14 protein-coding genes, 1 tRNA gene and 1 pseudogene are annotated in these 17,073 nt (G+C 71.9%); 4 read left to right on the top strand and 12 right to left on the bottom strand.

Annotation, left to right across the window (positions count from 1 at the left end):
- Positions 1 to 2: 2 nt before the first annotated feature.
- The gene (locus IG74_RS0125725) at positions 3 to 1,379 is read right to left on the bottom strand and encodes an ABC transporter substrate-binding protein (protein WP_078869029.1); all 1,377 of its coding nucleotides are present in this window, start codon (positions 1,377 to 1,379) and stop codon (positions 3 to 5) included.
- Positions 1,380 to 1,642: 263 nt separating this feature from the next.
- On the opposite strand from IG74_RS0125725, the gene IG74_RS0125720 reads away from it, so the two are divergent.
- Positions 1,643 to 2,698 (top strand): LacI family DNA-binding transcriptional regulator, encoded by a 1,056-nt coding sequence (locus IG74_RS0125720; RefSeq protein ID WP_030681931.1) that lies wholly within the window; start codon positions 1,643 to 1,645, stop codon positions 2,696 to 2,698.
- Positions 2,699 to 2,803: 105 nt separating this feature from the next.
- On the opposite strand, the gene IG74_RS0125715 is transcribed toward IG74_RS0125720, so the two are convergent.
- The 4 genes and pseudogenes from IG74_RS0125715 to IG74_RS53525 all read right to left on the bottom strand — a co-directional run bounded on the left by IG74_RS0125715 (position 2,804) and on the right by IG74_RS53525 (position 5,651).
- Positions 2,804 to 2,876, bottom strand: a tRNA-His gene (locus tag IG74_RS0125715).
- A gap of 112 nt (positions 2,877 to 2,988) precedes the next feature.
- Positions 2,989 to 3,591: an oligoribonuclease gene (gene orn, locus IG74_RS0125710; RefSeq protein WP_030681928.1), complete on the bottom strand. Its 603-nt coding sequence runs from the start codon at positions 3,589 to 3,591 to the stop codon at positions 2,989 to 2,991.
- A gap of 10 nt (positions 3,592 to 3,601) precedes the next feature.
- Positions 3,602 to 4,942 (bottom strand): helix-turn-helix domain-containing protein, encoded by a 1,341-nt coding sequence (locus IG74_RS0125705; RefSeq protein WP_030681925.1) that lies wholly within the window; start codon positions 4,940 to 4,942, stop codon positions 3,602 to 3,604.
- A 396-nt stretch (positions 4,943 to 5,338) separates the two neighbouring features.
- Positions 5,339 to 5,651: pseudogene (locus IG74_RS53525) on the bottom strand (hypothetical protein).
- A gap of 656 nt (positions 5,652 to 6,307) precedes the next feature.
- Here IG74_RS53525 and IG74_RS0125700 point away from each other — a divergent pair.
- Positions 6,308 to 6,832, top strand: coding sequence for a universal stress protein (locus tag IG74_RS0125700; protein ID WP_030681921.1), 525 nt, complete (start codon positions 6,308 to 6,310; stop codon positions 6,830 to 6,832).
- 179 nt (positions 6,833 to 7,011) lie between these two features.
- Positions 7,012 to 7,575: a GPR1/FUN34/YaaH family transporter gene (locus tag IG74_RS0125695; protein WP_030681918.1), complete on the top strand. Its 564-nt coding sequence runs from the start codon at positions 7,012 to 7,014 to the stop codon at positions 7,573 to 7,575.
- Between the two features lie 92 nt (positions 7,576 to 7,667).
- Here IG74_RS0125695 and glmS read toward each other — a convergent pair whose 3' ends face one another.
- The 3 genes from glmS to IG74_RS0125680 all read right to left on the bottom strand — a co-directional run bounded on the left by glmS (position 7,668) and on the right by IG74_RS0125680 (position 10,817).
- Positions 7,668 to 9,485: a glutamine--fructose-6-phosphate transaminase (isomerizing) gene (gene glmS, locus IG74_RS0125690; protein ID WP_030681912.1), complete on the bottom strand. Its 1,818-nt coding sequence runs from the start codon at positions 9,483 to 9,485 to the stop codon at positions 7,668 to 7,670.
- 29 nt (positions 9,486 to 9,514) lie between these two features.
- Positions 9,515 to 9,772, bottom strand: a complete 258-nt coding sequence (locus tag IG74_RS0125685) for a hypothetical protein (protein ID WP_030681909.1) — start codon at positions 9,770 to 9,772, stop codon at positions 9,515 to 9,517.
- A 142-nt stretch (positions 9,773 to 9,914) separates the two neighbouring features.
- Positions 9,915 to 10,817 (bottom strand): DUF4429 domain-containing protein, encoded by a 903-nt coding sequence (locus IG74_RS0125680; RefSeq protein ID WP_030681905.1) that lies wholly within the window; start codon positions 10,815 to 10,817, stop codon positions 9,915 to 9,917.
- 125 nt (positions 10,818 to 10,942) lie between these two features.
- Here IG74_RS0125680 and IG74_RS0125675 point away from each other — a divergent pair, with 125 nt between their 5' ends.
- The gene (locus tag IG74_RS0125675; RefSeq protein WP_030681901.1) at positions 10,943 to 12,556 is read left to right on the top strand and encodes a beta-N-acetylhexosaminidase; all 1,614 of its coding nucleotides are present in this window, start codon (positions 10,943 to 10,945) and stop codon (positions 12,554 to 12,556) included.
- 87 nt (positions 12,557 to 12,643) lie between these two features.
- Here the strand turns inward: IG74_RS0125675 and IG74_RS0125670 are convergent, their stop codons facing one another.
- The 4 genes from IG74_RS0125670 to IG74_RS0125655 form a co-directional block, all read right to left on the bottom strand.
- Entirely contained in the window at positions 12,644 to 13,234 is a 591-nt protein-coding gene (locus tag IG74_RS0125670) for a GNAT family N-acetyltransferase (RefSeq protein WP_037826060.1), read from the bottom strand.
- A complete protein-coding gene (locus IG74_RS0125665) occupies positions 13,231 to 14,304 on the bottom strand; it encodes a SidA/IucD/PvdA family monooxygenase (protein WP_030681893.1) in 1,074 nt (357 codons plus the stop codon). Before IG74_RS0125665 ends, IG74_RS0125670 begins: the two co-directional genes overlap by 4 nt.
- Entirely contained in the window at positions 14,288 to 15,730 is a 1,443-nt protein-coding gene (locus IG74_RS0125660) for a pyridoxal phosphate-dependent decarboxylase family protein (RefSeq protein ID WP_030681890.1), read from the bottom strand. The genes IG74_RS0125665 and IG74_RS0125660 overlap by 17 nt, the downstream gene beginning before the upstream one ends.
- Before the next feature lie 270 nt (positions 15,731 to 16,000).
- Positions 16,001 to 17,041: an ABC transporter substrate-binding protein gene (locus IG74_RS0125655; RefSeq protein WP_030681888.1), complete on the bottom strand. Its 1,041-nt coding sequence runs from the start codon at positions 17,039 to 17,041 to the stop codon at positions 16,001 to 16,003.
- Between the last annotated feature and the right edge of the window lie 32 nt (positions 17,042 to 17,073).

The raw sequence follows: 17,073 nt of genomic DNA, 5'->3' as shown, positions 1-17,073 counted from the left end.
GGTCACTGGTCCAGCGCGTTGTCGATGGTCTTCACGGCCTTGCCCCAGGCCTTGTCGGGCGAGGTGCCCTTCTGGTCGACGCCGAGCATCCCGGTGTCCGCGAGGTACTGGGAGATGATCCCGTCCTTGGGGCCGATGGGCTGTACGGGCACGCCCTCCGCGGCCCTGGAGAAGATCCGGCCCACGGGCGCGTCGCCGAAGTAGGGGTTCTTGGCACCCTTCACCGCGGGCAGGTCGTAGGCGGCACTGGCGCTCGGGAAGCTGGCCCGCTCGTCGAACAGCTTGGCCTGCTGCTTCGGCGCGGTCAGCCAGGCCGCCAGCTTCGCCGCCTCCTCCTTGTTCCCGCCCGCCTCCGGCACGGTGAGGAAGGAGCCGCCCCAGTTGCCCGGCCGGGGCGCGGCGGCGACGTCCCACTGGTCCTTCGCCCCCGCGCCCGCCTTGTCCTTGATGTAGCCGAGCATCCAGGGCGGGCAGGTCACCGTGGCGAAGGAGCCGTTGGCGAACGCCTGGTCCCAACTGGGCTGGAACTGCTGGAGCTTCGCGGTGAGCCCGGCCTCGGCGAACCGCGCCGCGAGGTCCCAGCCCTCCTTGACCGCCGGGCTGTCCTTGTAGACGAGCTCGCCGTCGGCGTCGTAGAACTTCTGCGTGCCGGAGGCGTGCACGGCGGCCATCACGCCCGTCGCGCCGTCCACGAAGGCGGTGCCCTCGGGCGCCTTCTTCTTGAAGCGCTCGCCCGTCCGGAGGTACTTGTCCCAGTCCCCGGCCCACAGCCTGCCCACCGCCTCGCGGTCCGTGGGCAGACCGGCCTTCTCGAAGAGGTCCTTGCGGTAGCAGATGCCGGTCGGGCCGATGTCGGTGCCGAGGGCGATGGTCTTCCCGTCCTCGGTGGTGCCCTGCTTCCACTTCCAGTCGAGGTAGGCGTTCTTGTCGACGCCGGTGGTCCTGCCGAGGTCCACCAGCTTGTCCGCGTGGCTGCCGGTCAGCTCGGCGACGTTGCCGACCTCCACGGCCTGGATGTCGGACAGACCGCTGCCGCTGCTCAGATGGGTGAGCAGGGCGGGCCAGTAGTTCTCGTTGCGCTGTACGGAGTTCTGCTTGATGTCGATGTCCGGGTGGAGCCGCTCGTACTCCTCGTACAGTCCGGCCTCCTGCAGACCGAAGGCGCCGAACACGCCGATGGTCAGGGTCGTCTTCCCCTTGCCGCCCCCGCCCCCGCCGCCGGATGAGCCCCCGGCGTCCTTGTCGTCGGCGTCCGCCGCGCAGCCGGTGAGCGCTCCGCCGGCCAGCGCGGCGACGGCCGCGAGCACCACGGCCGTACGGGGCGTTCGAGTCCTGTAGCGAGTCCGGTCATGCGTCCTGCGGGGGGTCCTGTGGCGCATGGTGTCCTCCTAGTGCTCCGACGTACCGACCACTGGCCAACTGCCCTGTGCGAGTCATGAGTTGGAGAGGAACGGCTCGGGACGGAGCGTGCGGATCGTGAAAGAGCCGGGTAGGGTGGGAGCGCTCCCATGTTTGATGCCTTGAAGGGTTACGGCTCGCTGCGGGGGTGTCAAGGCACCGGACGGCAGGAGTTGCGGGCCGTCGGCGCCGTCGCTGGTGGCCGGGGCCCGGCTGTTAGATTTCGCGTCGTGGGGAGGCACTGATGGGGAGTCGTCAGCCCAAGGGGCGCAGCGGGGGGCGGCCCACGCTGGAAGAGGTGGCCGCGCGCGCGGGCGTCGGCCGGGGGACGGTGTCCCGGGTGATCAACGGCTCGCCCCGGGTGAGCGCGCACACCCGCGCCGCCGTGGAGGAGGCCGTCGCCGAGCTGGGGTACGTGCCGAACACCGCGGCCCGGGCGCTCGCCGCGAACCGTACGGACTCGATCGCCGTGGTCGTTCCCGAGCCCGAGTCGCGGTTCTTCGCCGAGCCGTACTTCTCGGACATCATCCACGGCGTGGGGGTCGCGCTCGCGGACACCGATCTGCAGCTCCTGCTGACCTTCGCGGGCGGCGACCGGGAGCGCCGCCGGCTCGCCCAGTACCTGTCGGCGCACCGTGTGGACGGCGTCCTGCTTGTGTCGGTGCACGCGGACGACCCGCTGCCGGACCTCCTGCAGCAGCTGGAGATACCGGCGGTGATCAGCGGCCGCCGCCGCGCCGACGAGCCGCTGGCCTCGGTGGACTCCGACAACTTCGCGGGGGCCCGCGCCGCCGTCACCCATTTGCTGGCCCGGGGCCGCCGCAGGATAGCCACGATCACCGGCCGTCTGGACGTGTACGGGGCGCAGCGGCGCCTCGACGGCTACCGCGACGCCCTGGCGGAGGCCGGGTACGAGCCGGACGAGGCCCTGACGGCGCCCGCCGACTTCACCGAGGAGGGCGGCAGGCGGGCCATGGCGGACCTGCTCGCGCGCAGGCCGGACCTGGACGCGGTCTTCGCCGCGTCGGACGTGATGGCGGCGGGCGCCCGTCAGGTGCTGCGCCGGGCGGGCCGCCGCATACCGGACGACGTGGCCCTGGTGGGCTTCGACGACTCGGCGATCGCCCGCCACATGGATCCGCCGCTGACGAGTGTGCGCCAGCCCATAGTGGAGATGGGCCGCGTGATGACGGACGTCCTGCTCGCGGAGATCGCCGATCCCCGTCCGGCGGCGGCCCGCCGCCTGGCCCGGCAGCAGATCGTGCTGCCGACGGATCTGGTCCACCGCGCATCGTCCTGAACATGCCACCCCGGGCATGGCCTCCTCGGCCCGTCGCCCTGGAGGGTGCTGCCCTGAACATGACGAAGGCCGGTCCGCCGAAGCGGACCGGCCTTTGCCGATCAGGGTGAGTGACGGGACTTGAACCCGCGGCCACCTGGACCACAACCAGGTGCTCTACCAACTGAGCTACACCCACCATGAGCCGGTCTTTTGTGTTTCTTCTGACCGGCCGAGAAAAAGTGTACAGGGTCCGAAGGGGTGCTCGCGCACCCCTTTTGCGGACCCCGTACGCCAGGCCCGCGGGCCGCCTAGGTTGCGGGCAGTACGTGCTTCGCCGCGATCGACTTCGCCGTGTCCGAGTCGGGGCCCGGCTGCGGGACGAAGATCGCCTCGCGGTAGTACCGCAGCTCGGCGATGGATTCGCGGATGTCGGCGAGCGCCCGGTGGTTGCCGTTCTTGTCCGGGCTGTTGAAGTAGGCCCGCGGATACCAGCGCCGGGCGAGCTCCTTGATCGAGGAGACGTCGACGATCCGGTAGTGCAGGAAGTCCTCCAGGGTCGGCATGTCCCGCAGCAGGAAGCCGCGGTCCGTGCCGACCGAGTTACCGCACAGCGGGGCCTTGCGGGGCTCCTTCACATGCTGACGGATGTAGTCGAGGACCTGCTCCTCGGCGGCGGCGAGCGTGGTGCCGCCGGACAGCTCGTCGAGGAGACCCGAGGTGGTGTGCATCTGCCGCACCACCTCGGGCATGGTCTCCAGCGCTCCGTCCGGCGGGCGGATCACGATGTCCACACCTTCGCCGAGTACGTTCAGTTCCGAGTCGGTGACCAGGGCGGCCACCTCGATAAGTGCGTCATCCGTCAGCGAGAGCCCGGTCATCTCGCAGTCGATCCACACCATGCGATCGTTCATGCGCCCAACCCTACGGCGCGCTCCTCTGGCCGGGGAGCGGCGTGCGTCCCGGCGCGTACGCATCGGCGTGCTGCTTGCCCGCGTCCATCGCCAGGGAGGCCGAGGCCCCGAAGGCGCTCGCCGCCGCCGTACGCCGGGTCTGGGCCGGTACCGGACCCGGGGCCATGCCCGGATTCGGACCCGGCACGGAACCGTGTCCGCCCGGACCGCCGTGTCCGCCCGGTCCTCCAGGACCGCCGGGCCCGTCCGCGGCCGAGACCACGGTGGGCGCGCTGGACAGGGCCGCCGGGGCGCCCGGCGCTCCGGCGGAGCCGTCCAGGCCGCGCTCGTTCTGCGGCCTGCGCGCCCGGTACGCGGCGCGGTAGGCGGCGGGCGACGACCCGAGCTGGCGCCGGAAGTGGCCGCGCAGCGCGACGGGCGAGCGGAAGCCGCAGCGCCCGGCGACCTCGTCCACGGAGTAGTCCGAGGTCTCCAGGAGCCGCTGCGCCTGGAGCACCCGCTGGGTGATCAGCCACTGCAGGGGAGCGCTCCCCGTCAGTGAGCGGAAGCGCCGGTCGAAGGTGCGGCGGCTCATGTAGGCGCGGGCGGCGAGCGTCTCCACGTCGAACTGCTCGTGGAGGTGTTCGAGCGCCCAGGCGACGACCTCGGCCAGCGGGTCGGCACCGATCTCCTCCGGGAGCGACCTGTCCAGGTAGCGCTCCTGGCCGCCCGCGCGGCGCGGCGGCACGACGAGCCTGCGGGCGAGCGCGCCCGCCGCCTCGTTGCCGTGATCCGTGCGCACGATGTGCAGACAGAGATCGATTCCGGCCGCGGTTCCGGCCGACGTGAGTACGTCCCCGTCGTCGACGAACAGCTCGCGCGGGTCGACGTGGACGGACGGATAGCGTTTGGCGAGCGTCGGCGCGTACATCCAGTGCGTCGTCGCCGGGCGGCCGTCCAGTAAACCGGCCGCCGCAAGGACGAACGCGCCGGTGCACAGACCGACGATGCGGGCCCCTTCTTCGTGTGCGCGGCGCAGCGCGTCGAGTGCCTCCAGCGGTGGCGGCGACGTGATGGACCGCCACGCCGGTACCACGACGGTGCCGGCTCGCGCGATGGCCTCCAGGCCATGCGGCGCGGTGAGTTCCAGCCCGCCCGTGGTGCGCAGCGGCCCCTCTTCACCGGCACAGACGAGCAGCCGGTACCGGGGCACTCCCGCGTCCTGCCGGTCAATGCCGAACACGGAGAGTGGTATGGAACTCTCGAAGATGGGACCACCGCTGAAGAGCAGCACCGCGACGATTTCCCTACGGCGCCGCCCGGAGAGTTTCCGCGCCGCGGCTTCCTGCACGGCAGTGGAGTCGTGGCTCATGGCGCTAAGCCCCCCTCGGTCGTCGCGGCTCCCTGTTCTTGACGTGCTTGCTGGACCTGTCGCTCCTGCACGTTTCCCCTCGGTCCTCCACCAGTCCCCCGCCGTACTACAGTCAAGATCGAATCTACTGCGTCCTGTGACGCCGTCGTGACCAGTTCAGCACCCGGCGCATTGTCGACATGGCAACTTGGCGTGAAGCATTCGATCACGAAGCGTCGCACTCACGGGCCGTGCAGGGAAGTGCGCCTCGTCTCAGTGGCCGGTCAACGTAGGGTGCGGATGCCTTCTTCGCTCCTTTCACCCCTGGTGGGACGTGGGTTGACCCCCCGTTCGGCCAGGGAATGCGGACCAGCCGGAAGTTGGCTGAAAACGTATGGGGGAGTGCGCCGGAATCGGTCAGTCGACCGGCGCGTTCGGCCCCGCGTGCCGCCCGCCCCGGCGCGCCCCCGGAGCCGCCCCCGAGCGGCGTCCCGCGGCGGCCGGACGCCGCTCGGGGGCGGGCCCGCTCGGCCCCCCGCTCGGACTGCCTGAGGAGCACCCGGCACACCCCCGTCACGGCCGCCAGCCCCAGGGCCGAGCCGGCCGCCCCGGCCAGCGAGGTCCCGTACCCGACGAGCACGACCGGGACGAGGACGCAGGAGAACGCCGCCCAGCGCACCACGTCGCTCGCCGACTCCTGCGGGACCGTCCCCTGGGTCTCGGCGCGCAGGGGCCCGGCGGCCCCGGGGCCCCGGCGCTCGTGCGCCCCCTCGGGAGCGCGGCGTCGGGCGGGCGCTGCGGCGGCTGGGGCGGCGGTGATCGGTCCTGGCACGGCGTACTCCCTGCGGCGGTGGTTTCGCACGTGGTGTCTGTTCCTGGGGATGTCTCCGAAAGAGTGGTTTCACGGGTTCAACGCGTGGCCATGCGGCCGGTCACTGGCCGGAAGGGGCCAGTGCGCGCGAACCGGGCGCAAACCGCCTGTACGGGGCAGCTGCCATTGCCATCCGAGCCCCGCTCATGCATGCTCCGGTGAACGCCGTGAGGCCGTGCGGAGGCCGACTTGAGGCCTCGCGCGGGCAGCGCGAGCCGCTGTCGCGGCCCGGGAGAGCCCCGGCCGGGACCTGGGCAGGAGAGGAGTGTCGCCGTACCCTTGGGGGTAAGGGGTTGGGAAGATGATTCCCGGACACGCGTCCGGTGACGGCCCGTGTCCGCCGAAGGCCGCAGGGCCCGACCCGCGCCCGACCCGTGCTCCACCCGCTCCCACCTGCTTCACGCACCTGCACCCGGGAATCCGCGCACGACCCGTTCCACCGCGCCGCACCACGGGCGCCGAAGCACTCGAAAAAAGCCGACCCTCCCACAGAGGACTCCTTCGCCGAGACACCGATGGCCGGTCACGAATTCTCCGAACCCGCGGACCGCAAGCGGCAGGTCGCCGATCCGACGACGACCCCCCAAGCGGCGGAAGAACCACGTCATTCCTGCGATCCCGCTTTCCGGCACGGCGTCGTCGTCGGCTTCGACGGCTCGACGTCCAGCGAGCGGGCCCTCGCCTACGCGATCGGCATGGCGCACCGCTCCGGCTCCGGCCTGATCATCGTGCACGTCGCCAACCGCCTGCCCACCACGGTCTGGGCGGGCTGTGAGCCACCCGTCTTCGTCGACGTCCCCGACCACCGCACGGAGGTCCTCGGCCTCGAACTGGCCTGTGCGGACTATCTGTCGGAAGTGCCCTGGATCCTCGTCGAGCGCGGCGGCGACATCTGCCACGAACTCGAAGAGGTCGGCCGGGAGTACTCCGCGGACGCCATCGTCGTCGGCTCGACGCACGGCATCGTGGGGCGCATCTTCGGATCCGTTGCGGGCCGTCTCGCGCGCCGTGCGCAACGGCCCGTCGTCGTCATTCCGTAACGCCCCGCCGGCCCAGGTGGGATGAGGGTGTCGCGGCGTCAACTCCCGTGCCGCGACGCATAAATCTACTCGTGCGTAGAGGTGGTTTGTGCCCTTGTGAAGGGTACATACCGGTCGCCGGGGCACCGCGCCCCCGGCGACCGCACAGCACGACCGCACCTGCACGAAGGGAGCCCGCCGTGGACAAAGACGTCTCCGCGGGATGCACCACCTCGACCCTCGGTCAGCTCGCTCTCGGACTCACCCTGCTGGCCTTCGGCCTCGGTCACACCGAAGTGATCGACGGCGTGACGGCGGCCGACGCCGTCGCCCTCGCCACCTATGTCGGCGGCATCGCGCTGTTCGTCGTGGGCATCCTCGCGCTGCGCGAGGACCGGCTCACCGGCACCGCCTTCACCGGGCTCGGCGCGCTCTGGTTCACCTGGGGCGCCTCCGCCGACGGCCCGGTCTCCGAGAACGCCGCGGGTCTCTTCCTGCTGCTCTTCGCGCTCCTCGCCCTGACGCTCACCGCGGCGTCCGGCGGCTCCCCCCTCGTGCGCGGTACGTACGCCCTGATGTGCGCGGCCCTGCTGCTGCTCGCCGTCGCACGGTTCGGCGACAGCGGCGGTCTGGCCAAGGCGGGCGGCTGGTGCGCCGCGGCGGGCGGGCTTCTCGCCTGGTACGGAGCGACCGCGGCCCTGGCGAACTGGCCCACGGCGCTGCCGGGGCGTCCTGCCGGCCGGGGGGTGACGGCCACCGGCTGAGGCAGGCACGGGCCGGGGTAATGGGCGACCCCGGTCCCTTGAGGAACGGCCCCTGCGCGACTGGTGGCACGCGCAGGGGCCGTTCACTGCTGCTACTCCACGGTCACGGACTTGGCGAGGTTCCGCGGCTTGTCGATGTCCCGGCCGAGGGCCAGGGCGGTGTGGTAGGCGAGGAGCTGGAGCGGGATGCCCATGAGGATCGGGTCCAGCTCGTCCTCGTTCTTCGGGACGACGATGGTGTGGTCGGCCTTCTCCTGCTCCTGGTGGGCGACCGCGAGGATCCTGCCGCTGCGGGCCTTGATCTCCTCCAGGGCCGCCCGGTTCTTCTCCAGGAGGTCGTCGTCGGGGACGATCGCGACCGTCGGCAGGGCGGGCTCGATCAGGGCGAGCGGGCCGTGCTTCAGCTCGGACGCGGGGTAGGCCTCGGCGTGGATGTAGGAGACCTCCTTCAGCTTCAGGGAGGCCTCGCGGGCCACCGGGTAGCCGCGCACCCGGCCGATGAACAGCATCGACTTGGCCTCGGCGAACTCCGCGGCGAGCTTCTTGATCTCGTCCTCGCGCGCCAGCATCTGCTCGATCTGCGCGGGCAGCTCCCGCAGGCCCGCGATGATCCGCTTGCCGTCGGCGACCGACAGGTCCCGGATGCGGCCCAGGTGCAGGGCGAGCAGCGCGAAGGCCACGGTGGTGTTGGTGAAGCACTTGGTGGAGACGACGCAGACCTCGGGGCCCGCGTGCACGTACACGCCCGCGTCCGCCTCGCGGGCGATCGCGGAGCCGACCACGTTCACGATGCCGAAGACGCGGGCGCCCTTGCGCTTGAGCTCCTGCACGGCCGCGAGCACGTCGTACGTCTCGCCGGACTGGGAGACGGCCACGTACAGGGTGTCGGGGTCGACGACCGCGTTGCGGTAGCGGAACTCGGAGGCGGGCTCGGCGTCGGCGGGGATCCGGGCCAGCTCCTCGATCATCTGGGCGCCGATCATGCCCGCGTGGTACGAGGTGCCGCAGCCGAGGATCTTCACGCGCCGCACCTTGCGGGCGTCGTGGGCGTCCAGGTTCAGGCCGCCGAGGTGCACGGTGGAGAAGCGGTCGTCGATGCGGCCGCGCAGGACGCGGTCCACGGCGTCGGCCTGCTCGAAGATCTCCTTGTGCATGTACGTGTCGTGGCCGCCCATGTCGTACGACTCGGCCTCCCACTCCACGGTGGTCGGCGAGGCCGTGGTGCTGGAGCCCTCGGTGGTGTACGTGCGGTAGTCGTCGGCCTTGAGGGTGGCCATCTCGCCGTCGTCGAGGGTGACGACCTGACGGGTGTGGGAGACGAGCGCGGCGACGTCCGAGGCGACGAACATCTCCTTCTCGCCGATGCCGAGGACGACGGGCGAGCCGTTGCGGGCGACGACGATGCGGTCGTTGAAGTCGGCGTGCATGACGGCGATGCCGTAGGTGCCCTCGATGTGCCGCAGGGCCTCGCGGACCCGCTCCTCCAGGGTCTCGGCCCGGGAGCGGGCGATGAGGTGGGTGATCACCTCGGTGTCGGTCTCGGAGCGGAACTCCGCGCCGTCGGCGAGCAGCTTGGCGCGCAGCTCGGTGGCGTTGTCGATGATGCCGTTGTGGACGACGGCGACCTTGTTCTCGCCGTCCATGTGCGGGTGGGCGTTCTCGTCGGAGGGGGCGCCGTGGGTGGCCCAGCGGGTGTGGGCGATGCCGGTGGTGCCGGTGAAGCGCTTGGGGACGCGGGCCTCCAGGTCGCGCACGCGGCCCTTGGCCTTGACCATCTTCAGGCCGGTGGCCTTGGGGCTGGTGATGACGACGCCCGCGGAGTCGTAGCCGCGGTACTCCAGGCGCTGGAGGCCCTCCAGGAGGAGCGGGGCGACGTCACGCTTGCCGATATATCCGACGATTCCGCACATAAGGGTCCCTTGGGTGTGGTGGGGATGGTCTAGCCGTAGACGATGCGGCGCAGCTGCCGGAGCGAGAGCTCGGGCGGTGCCACGGCGCGGTAGGGCAGGTCCGCCGCGATCCGCTCGAAGATCTCCGTGTTCACCAGGCCCTGACCCTGGAGTTCACGGTGGCGGCGGCGGACGTACGCCTCGGTCGTCTCGTCGAAGTACGCGAGCACGTCCTGGATCACCCGGAGCGCTTCGCCGCGCTGGAGCTGGGTGGAGCGCGTCAGGTGATCGACAAGGTCTTCGTGCACGCGTCGATCCTGGATTACGCAGAGACCTTGCGCAAGAATCCTGCCCGGAATCGGGCAGGATTCGCTCGATTGCTGGCCCCCTTGGCGTCACGGCCCCGGAACCGCACCCCCGGTGCCACACCCTCGATGTCGCCCCCCGGTGTCACATGCGCTTGAGGACCGCCTGCTTGGCCGCCGTGAACTCCTCGTCCGTGAGGATGCCGCTCTGGTGCAGCTCGCCCAGCTCCCGCAGGCGGCGAAGCAGCGCGTCGTGGTCGTCCTCGGCCGGCGGGGCGGGCGCGGGGGCGGCCTTCGCCATGAGCTGCTCGGCGGCCGGTGCCGGTGCCGGTGCCGGTGCCGCGGGGCGCGCCGGGTGCGGGAGCCGGGCCTGGACGGCCGCCGCGACAAGGGCCATCAGCGGGTCCTTCTTGAAGCCCCACAGCTCCACCGAGTTCGGGTCGTACTTCGGCGGGGCCTTGGTCGGCGAGTTCCGCACGGTGAAGCGGAGGTAGCCGTTCTCCAGGCCTATCGCGGGCTGCCACTCGACGGCGGCGACATCGGCGAGCGCGATCGTACGGGTGCCGGCGGCGGCCTTGGCCTCCTCCGTCTTCCAGTTCCACTCCAGGCGGACGGTCTCCCCGTCGAAGCTCACGGTGGCGTCGCCCGCGGAGACCTGGAGCGGCACGGACGGGCCGGACAGCAGATACGCGTCACAGCCCGCGGCCGGGACCTGTTCGAGCAGGAGGGCGTTGCGCAGCTCGTCGACCACGTACTCGGCGACGCCGTACCGGTCGGGCTCCACCGCCAGCTGGTACGGGTCGGCGGCGTCGGCGAGCTTGCCCGCCGTCGCCTGGAGCAGCGGATCGGCGCCGTCGCGCAGCCGCAGCCGAAGTCGCCCGCTCTTCTTGCCCTGTTCGAAGGCGACCCCCGCCAAGGCCTGGAGCGGCAGTGTGAGTTCGCCCAGGGTCTTGCGCAGCAGCGACACGCCTTTGTCGCGCCCCGGCACGAGCCGCAGCGTCACTCCGTCGAAGGTCCAGGTCCCGTCACGCTGGATGATTTCCGCCATGGAGGGATTCTCGCACCGGGACCCTGGTCAGGTGGTCTACACCTTGACCCGACCTGGGGTGCGCGGTACGCATGGTGACGGTTCGACCACGTCACATCCGCGTTGCCTGTCGAAGGGACTCGCTGGTGAGAAAGGACCACAGACCGACACGTGTCATCGGCTCGCTGCTCCTCATCGCGGCCGCCGGGCTCTCGACCGTGGCGGCCGCGCCGGGCGGCGAACGCGAGGCCGCTGCCGCGCCCACCCCGCTCGGCCGGATCATCCCCGCGCCCCTGAAGGCCGAGGCGTCCGGGCCCGGTTACGAGATCACCGCCAAGACCCGGATCCGGGTCGGCTCCCACCCCGAGGAGCGGCGCGTCGGCGAGTACCTCGCGCGGCTGCTCCGCCCCGCCACCGGCTTCCGCCTCCCCGTGACCGACCGCGCGGGCGGCGACGGCATCCGGCTGCGGATCAGCGCCGAGCGGGAGAGCGAGCTCCTCGGCGGCGAGGGCTACCGGCTGGTCTCCGAACGCCGCTCCCTCACCCTCACCTCCCGGTCCGGCACCGGCCTCTTCCACGGCGTCCAGACGCTGCGCCAGCAGCTGCCCGCCGCCGTCGAGAGGGCGACGCGGCAGCGCGGCCCGTGGCGGGTCGCGGGCGGCACCATCGAGGACGCCCCGCGCTACGCCTACCGCGGGGCCATGCTGGACGTGTCCCGCCACTTCTTCCCCGTCGACCAAGTCAAGCGGTACGTCGACCAGTTGGCCCTCTACAAGATGAACACGCTGCACCTGCACCTGAGCGACGACCAGGGCTGGCGCATCGCCGTCGACTCCTGGCCGCGGCTCGCGACGTACGGCGGCTCCACGCAGGTCGGCGGCGGCCCCGGTGGCTACTACACCAAGGAGCAGTACCGGGAGATCGTCTCCTACGCGGCCGCGCGCGGCCTCGAAGTGATCCCCGAGATCGACATGCCGAGCCACACGAACGCCGCGCTCGCCTCCTACGCCGAGCTGAACTGCGACGGCGTGGCCCCGCCCCTGTACACCGGCACGGAGGTCGGCTTCAGCTCGCTGTGCGTGAAGAAGGACATCACGTACGACTTCGTGGACGACGTGATCCGCGAGCTCGCCGCGCTCACCCCGGGCCGCTACCTCCACATCGGCGGCGACGAGGCGCACTCCACGAGCCACGAGGACTTCGTGGCGTTCATGAACAAGGTGCAGCCCATCGTCACCAAGTACGGCAAGACCGTGCTCGGCTGGCACCAGCTGACCGCGGCGAAGCCCGTGCCGGGCGCCGTCGCCCAGTACTGGGGCTACGACCGCACCGGGCAGGCCGAGCGCGACCAGGTCGTGAACGCGGCGCGGAACGGCACCGCCCTCGTGCTCTCGCCCGCCGACCGGTCCTACCTCGACCACAAGTACGACAAGGACACCCCGCTCGGCCTGAAGTGGGCCGGGTACGTGGACGTGCGGCGGGCCTACGACTGGGACCCGGGCACGTATCTGCCGGGTGCCCCGGCCGACGCGGTCCTCGGCGTCGAGGCGCCGCTGTGGACGGAGACCCTGTCCACGCCCGCGCACCTCGACCACATGGCGTTCCCGCGGCTGCCCGGCATCGCCGAGCTCGGCTGGTCGCCCGCCGCGAGCCACGGCTGGGAGCCGTACCGGGCGCGGCTCGCGGAGCAGGCCCCGCGCTGGGACGCGCTCGGCATCGGCTACTTCAGGTCGCCGCAGGTGCCCTGGCCCGCGCGGTGACGCGCTGACGCCGGACGGGTACGAAGGCGGGGCTCCGGAGGACCGTACTCCGGAGCCCCGCCCGGTCTCAGGGGCGTGGTGCCGCGCTCACGCCGGTGCTCCCGCCGTCAGGGCGGGGCGGGCGGCCACGGCCCGGCGGACGACGGCCGCGTCGAACCGCTCGCGGGTGCAGAAGCCGAGCAGGGCCCGCCCCTCCGGCCCGTCGACCTCGTCCCCCGGCACGAAGCCCACGACCTCGTGGAGCTCGTGCGCGGCGTGGTCGGCGACGTCGGTCTCGACCACGACCCGCACCGTCCGGGGGTCCGCGAAGAGGTGTTCGAGCACGGTGGTGAGCGCCGCGTGGCCGAAGCCCTTGACGCGGTCCGCGCGCGGGGCGACCAGGAAGTGCAGGCCGACGTCGCCGGGCTCGGGCTCGTAGCGGGCCGCGAGTTCGACGTGGCGCGGGTCGTAGCGCTCCACCAGGAACGCGGGCTCGCCGTCGCGCAGACCGACGAACGCGTCGTGGTGCTCCTCGGCCGCGACGTGCATGTACGCGCGCTCCACCTCGTGGAGTTTCGCGCCCCACATCGGCCAGAAGACGGACCGGGGGTGCGTCACCCAGGGGTGGATCAGCTGGGCGTCCGTGAACGGGTCGAGCGGACGCAGCGCGAGGGTTCCGAAGCTGTTCGTGCGGCTCATACGGCGAACTCCTGGAACGCGGTGGACGTCTCGGCCGGGCGGACCTCGCGGCCGAGCAGCTCACGGATGATGGACGCGTTGCGGTACGGGGCCGTGCCCGGGTCCGAGCCGTGCGCGTCCCAGCGGACGTGCTCGCGCACGGGCTCAAGGAAGTCCGGCGTCCGGTACCGCTGCCCGGTGGCGAGGACCAGGCCCTCGGTGGTGAGCGTGAGGTCCTCGCCCCGCTCCTGCCGGCGCACGCCGAGGACGTAACGGCCGTGCTCGTACCGGGCTCCGGTGAGGGTCGAGCGGGTGAGCAGGCGCGAGGGGACGGGGCCCGCCAGGCCCTTCTGGCGCAGCAGGTCGAGGATCGCGTCGAGCAGTCCGGAGTCCTCGGGCGGCAGGAGGTGGGGGGCGTCGGTGACCCAGTCGAGCCGGTAGCCGTGGACGTCCATGTCCGTCAGCAGGTCGTAGTAGACCTCCGCCGCGTCCCGCCCACCGCCGACGACCGTGATCTGGTTCTTCTTCTGGAGCTCCGTCTTCTGCTCCGGGTACCGCGAGGCGTGGACGAAGTCGCCGCCGAGCTTCGCGCAGACCTCGGGCACGTACGGCGTGCTGCCGGTGTCGAGGGCGAGGTGCCGGGCGCGCAGGACGCCGCCGGTGGAGGTGGCGACGGCGTGCACGCCGTTGTCGTACGTCACCTCCGTCACGGTCGTGCCGAAGCGCACGGACGTGAGGCGGGCGGCGGCCCAGCGGCAGTAGTCGCGGTACTCGGCGCGCAGCGGGTAGAGGTTCTCGCGGAGGTAGAACGCGTACAGACGGCCGGACTCCCGCAGGTAGTTGAGGAAGGAGTACGGGGACGTGGGGTCGGCGAGCGTCACCAGGTCGGCCAGGAACGGCGTGCGCAGGTGGGCGCCCTTCCCGGGCGTCCTGGCGCACCGGTCGACGGCGGGTCCTTCGGGGCCGGGCTCCAGGAACAGGGCGGTCAGGTCGTCGAGGGGCTCGGTGAGGCAGGCGAGGCCGAGGTTGGCGGGGCCGAGGCCGATCCCGATGACGTCGTACGGCTTGTGGGGGTCAGCTGGCGCGGACAAGGCTCTCTCCCAGGTACTGCTCGGCGTGCCCCGCGATCAGGTCGAGTACGGCGGTGAGATCGGCGGCCGTGGTCCGCGGGTTGCGCAGGGCGAGCTTCAGATACCGGCGCTCGCCCGCCCTGGCGCCCGCGACCACGGCGTCGCCGGAGGCGAAGAGGGCCTTGCGGGCGTACAGGTTGGCGCGGTCGATGTCGGCGGGGGAGCAGATCACGGCCGGGATGTAGCGGAAGACGAGGGTGGCCAGCTGGGGCTCGGCGACGACGTCGAAGCGCGGGTCGGCGGCGATGAGGTCGAAGCCGCGGGCGGCGGTCCCGCAGACCTCGTCGAAGAGGTCGCCGACGGCGTCCGCGCCCATGACGCGCAGCGTCAGCCAGAGTTTCAGGGCGTCGAAGCGGCGGGTGCCCTGGAGGGATTTGCCCGCCTGGCCCGGGACGCGCTCCTGCGCCGCGCGGCGCGGGTCCAGGTGTTCGGTGAGGTCCGTGGCGTGCCGCAGCGTCGCCGCGTCGCGGACCAGGAGCGCGGCGCAGCCGGCCGGCTGGAAGAGGGACGCGTGGAAGTCGACCGTCACGGAGTCGGCGCGCTCGATGCCGTCGAGGAGGTGGCGCCGGGTGCGCGAGACGAGCGGCCCGCAGCCGTGCGCGGCGTCCACGTGCAGCCAGACGCCGTGGCGCGCGCACACCTCGGCGATGTGCGACAGCGGGTCGACGGAGCCGAAGTCCGCGGTGCCCGCCGTCGCGACGACGGCCATCGGGGCCAGGCCCTCGCGCGCACAGCGCTCCAGCTCGCGGACCAGCGCGACGGTCTGCAGGCGCCCCGCCCGGTCGGTGGGGACGGCGATGACGGCGTCCGGGCCGAGGCCGAGGAGCTTCGCGGCCTTCCGGATGCCGGGGCGGGCCCCCGCGGAGGTGAGGACGCGCAGGGTGCGCGGGTCGTCCGCCGCTGCCTCCTCGCGGGCGAGCAGCAGCGCCTGGAGGTCGGACTGGTCGCCGCCGGAGGTGAACACGCCGTCGGCGGCGGGGCCGAGCCCGATGCGCTCGGCCGCCCAGTCGACGAGGCGCCGCTCGATGAGGGTGCCGCCCGCGGACCGGTCCCAGGTGTCGAGCGAGGAGTTCACGGCGGACAGCACGGCCTCGCCGAGGACGCCGGGGATGGCGACGGGGCCGTCGCCGCCCGCGAGGTGGTGGGGGTGGTGGAAGTAGACCGCGTCGCGCAGATACAGCTCTTCGAGCTCGTCGAGCGCGGCTACGGTGTCGTGCAGCGGGGCGTCGAGGTCGACGGCGGCGACGCGGGGGGACAGGTCGTCGGCCTGGACTGTGGTGCGGGGCCGGGCGGCGGCGGCGATCCTGGCGGCCACGCGCTCGACCCCTTCGGTCACGGACGCGCGGTATCGCTCGGTGGTCGTGTCGTTGAGCAGGTGCGAGCGCATGAACGGTCCTCCAGGTGAGGGGACGGGGTCGCGCCCCGGGGCAGGGCACAGCGGGGAGGAATCCGGGGCGCGACGTCGAACTAAGGTTAGCCTAACCTAAGTTCAAAACACAGAGTCTGGAGGGGTCGGCGATACGGCCGGTGCGCGCGGGACGGGGTGGCCGACGCGGCCGGAGCGGGCGGCCGGAACGGACGGAGCCGCCCTCTCCGCGGGGCGGAGGGGCGGCTCTGTACGGCGTGCGGGCGGGGCGGGAGCCCCGCGGGGCGCGGGTCAGGCGACCTTCTTGGCCTTCTCGATCGCCTCGGCCAGGTCCTCCAGGATCGGGGCGCACTTGGCGTAGGAGAAGATCGGCTCCGTCACGCGCGGGATGACCTGCCCGGCCTTCACCGCGGGCAGCTTGCCCCAGGTGGGCTTCTGCTTCTCCAGGCCCTCCGGCTGCAGGGCGGAGGTGCGGTTGTCCATCATGATGACGTCGGCCTTGTACTGGTCGACGTTCTCCCAGGACAGGTTCTCGAACCAGCCGCCGCTCGCCTTCAGGGCCTTCGCGGGCGGCTCGACGAGGTTCACGCCGAGGGCCTTGAAGTACTCCAGGTCCGCGGAGAGGTTGGAGCCGGAGACGTAGAAGACGTCCGCGCTCGCGGAGCCCACCAGGACCCTGATCTCCGGGCGGGACTTCGCGGCCTTGCGCAGCCGCTCCGCCGCGGCCTCGAAGCGCTTCTTCGCCTTGACGACCTTGTCGGCCTTCACGTCCGCGCCGAGCGACTCGGCGAGGTCGAGCAGCCGCTCCAGGGGCTTGGTCATCTGACGGTCGTACACCGAGACGCCGACGCTCGGGGCGAGCTTGAGGATCTTGTCCTTGGACGTCTCGGGGACGTACCAGAGCGTGCCCTTGTCGTCGAACATGGTCGAGATCAGGACATCCGGCTGGAGGCCCACGTACTTCTCGATGTTGAACTGGTCCCACGCGTTGCCGAGGATCGTCAGCTTGCTGATGTCCATGTCGCCGGCCTGGACGTCGGGCTTGCCGTCCTTGGTCCTGGTGGGGCCGAAGACGCCCGTCACCTCGATGCCGTAGTCGTACAGCGCGGCGGCGACGCCGGTGAACGCGACGATGTTCTTCGGCGTGGAGTCCTTCTTGGCCGTCTGGCCGCGGTCGTCCTTGAAGGACCAGGCGCCGCCGTTCCCGCCCTTGCTTCCGCTGCCCTTCTTGTCGGCCTTCTCGTCCCCGCAGGCGGCGAGGGCGGCGGTGAGGCCGAGGGCGCCGCCTGCGGCCAGGATGCCGCGGCGGGTGGGGTGGGGGAGACGGGGCATGGGGGTCTCTGCTTTCGTACGGGCCCCCGGGG

Source organism: Streptomyces sp. NRRL B-1347 (assembly GCF_000720325.1).
Taxonomy (GTDB): Bacteria; Actinomycetota; Actinomycetes; order Streptomycetales; family Streptomycetaceae; genus Streptomyces.
The sequence above is the reverse complement of the archived record's forward strand: the minus strand, read 5'-3'. Positions and strand labels throughout refer to the sequence as shown.

Coding starts and splice junctions, on each gene's coding strand:
- IG74_RS0125670 (WP_037826060.1), bottom strand. CDS start 13,234: ATGAGCCGCACGAACAGCTTCGGAACCCTCGCGCTGCGTCCGCTCGAC.
- IG74_RS0125725 (WP_078869029.1), bottom strand. CDS start 1,379: ATGCGCCACAGGACCCCCCGCAGGACGCATGACCGGACTCGCTACAGG.
- IG74_RS0125680 (WP_030681905.1), bottom strand. CDS start 10,817: ATGGCGGAAATCATCCAGCGTGACGGGACCTGGACCTTCGACGGAGTG.
- IG74_RS0125655 (WP_030681888.1), bottom strand. CDS start 17,041: ATGCCCCGTCTCCCCCACCCCACCCGCCGCGGCATCCTGGCCGCAGGC.
- IG74_RS0125660 (WP_030681890.1), bottom strand. CDS start 15,730: ATGCGCTCGCACCTGCTCAACGACACGACCACCGAGCGATACCGCGCG.
- IG74_RS0125720 (WP_030681931.1), top strand. CDS start 1,643: ATGGGGAGTCGTCAGCCCAAGGGGCGCAGCGGGGGGCGGCCCACGCTG.
- IG74_RS0125705 (WP_030681925.1), bottom strand. CDS start 4,942: ATGAGCCACGACTCCACTGCCGTGCAGGAAGCCGCGGCGCGGAAACTC.
- orn (WP_030681928.1), bottom strand. CDS start 3,591: ATGAACGATCGCATGGTGTGGATCGACTGCGAGATGACCGGGCTCTCG.
- IG74_RS0125700 (WP_030681921.1), top strand. CDS start 6,308: ATGGCCGGTCACGAATTCTCCGAACCCGCGGACCGCAAGCGGCAGGTC.
- glmS (WP_030681912.1), bottom strand. CDS start 9,485: ATGTGCGGAATCGTCGGATATATCGGCAAGCGTGACGTCGCCCCGCTC.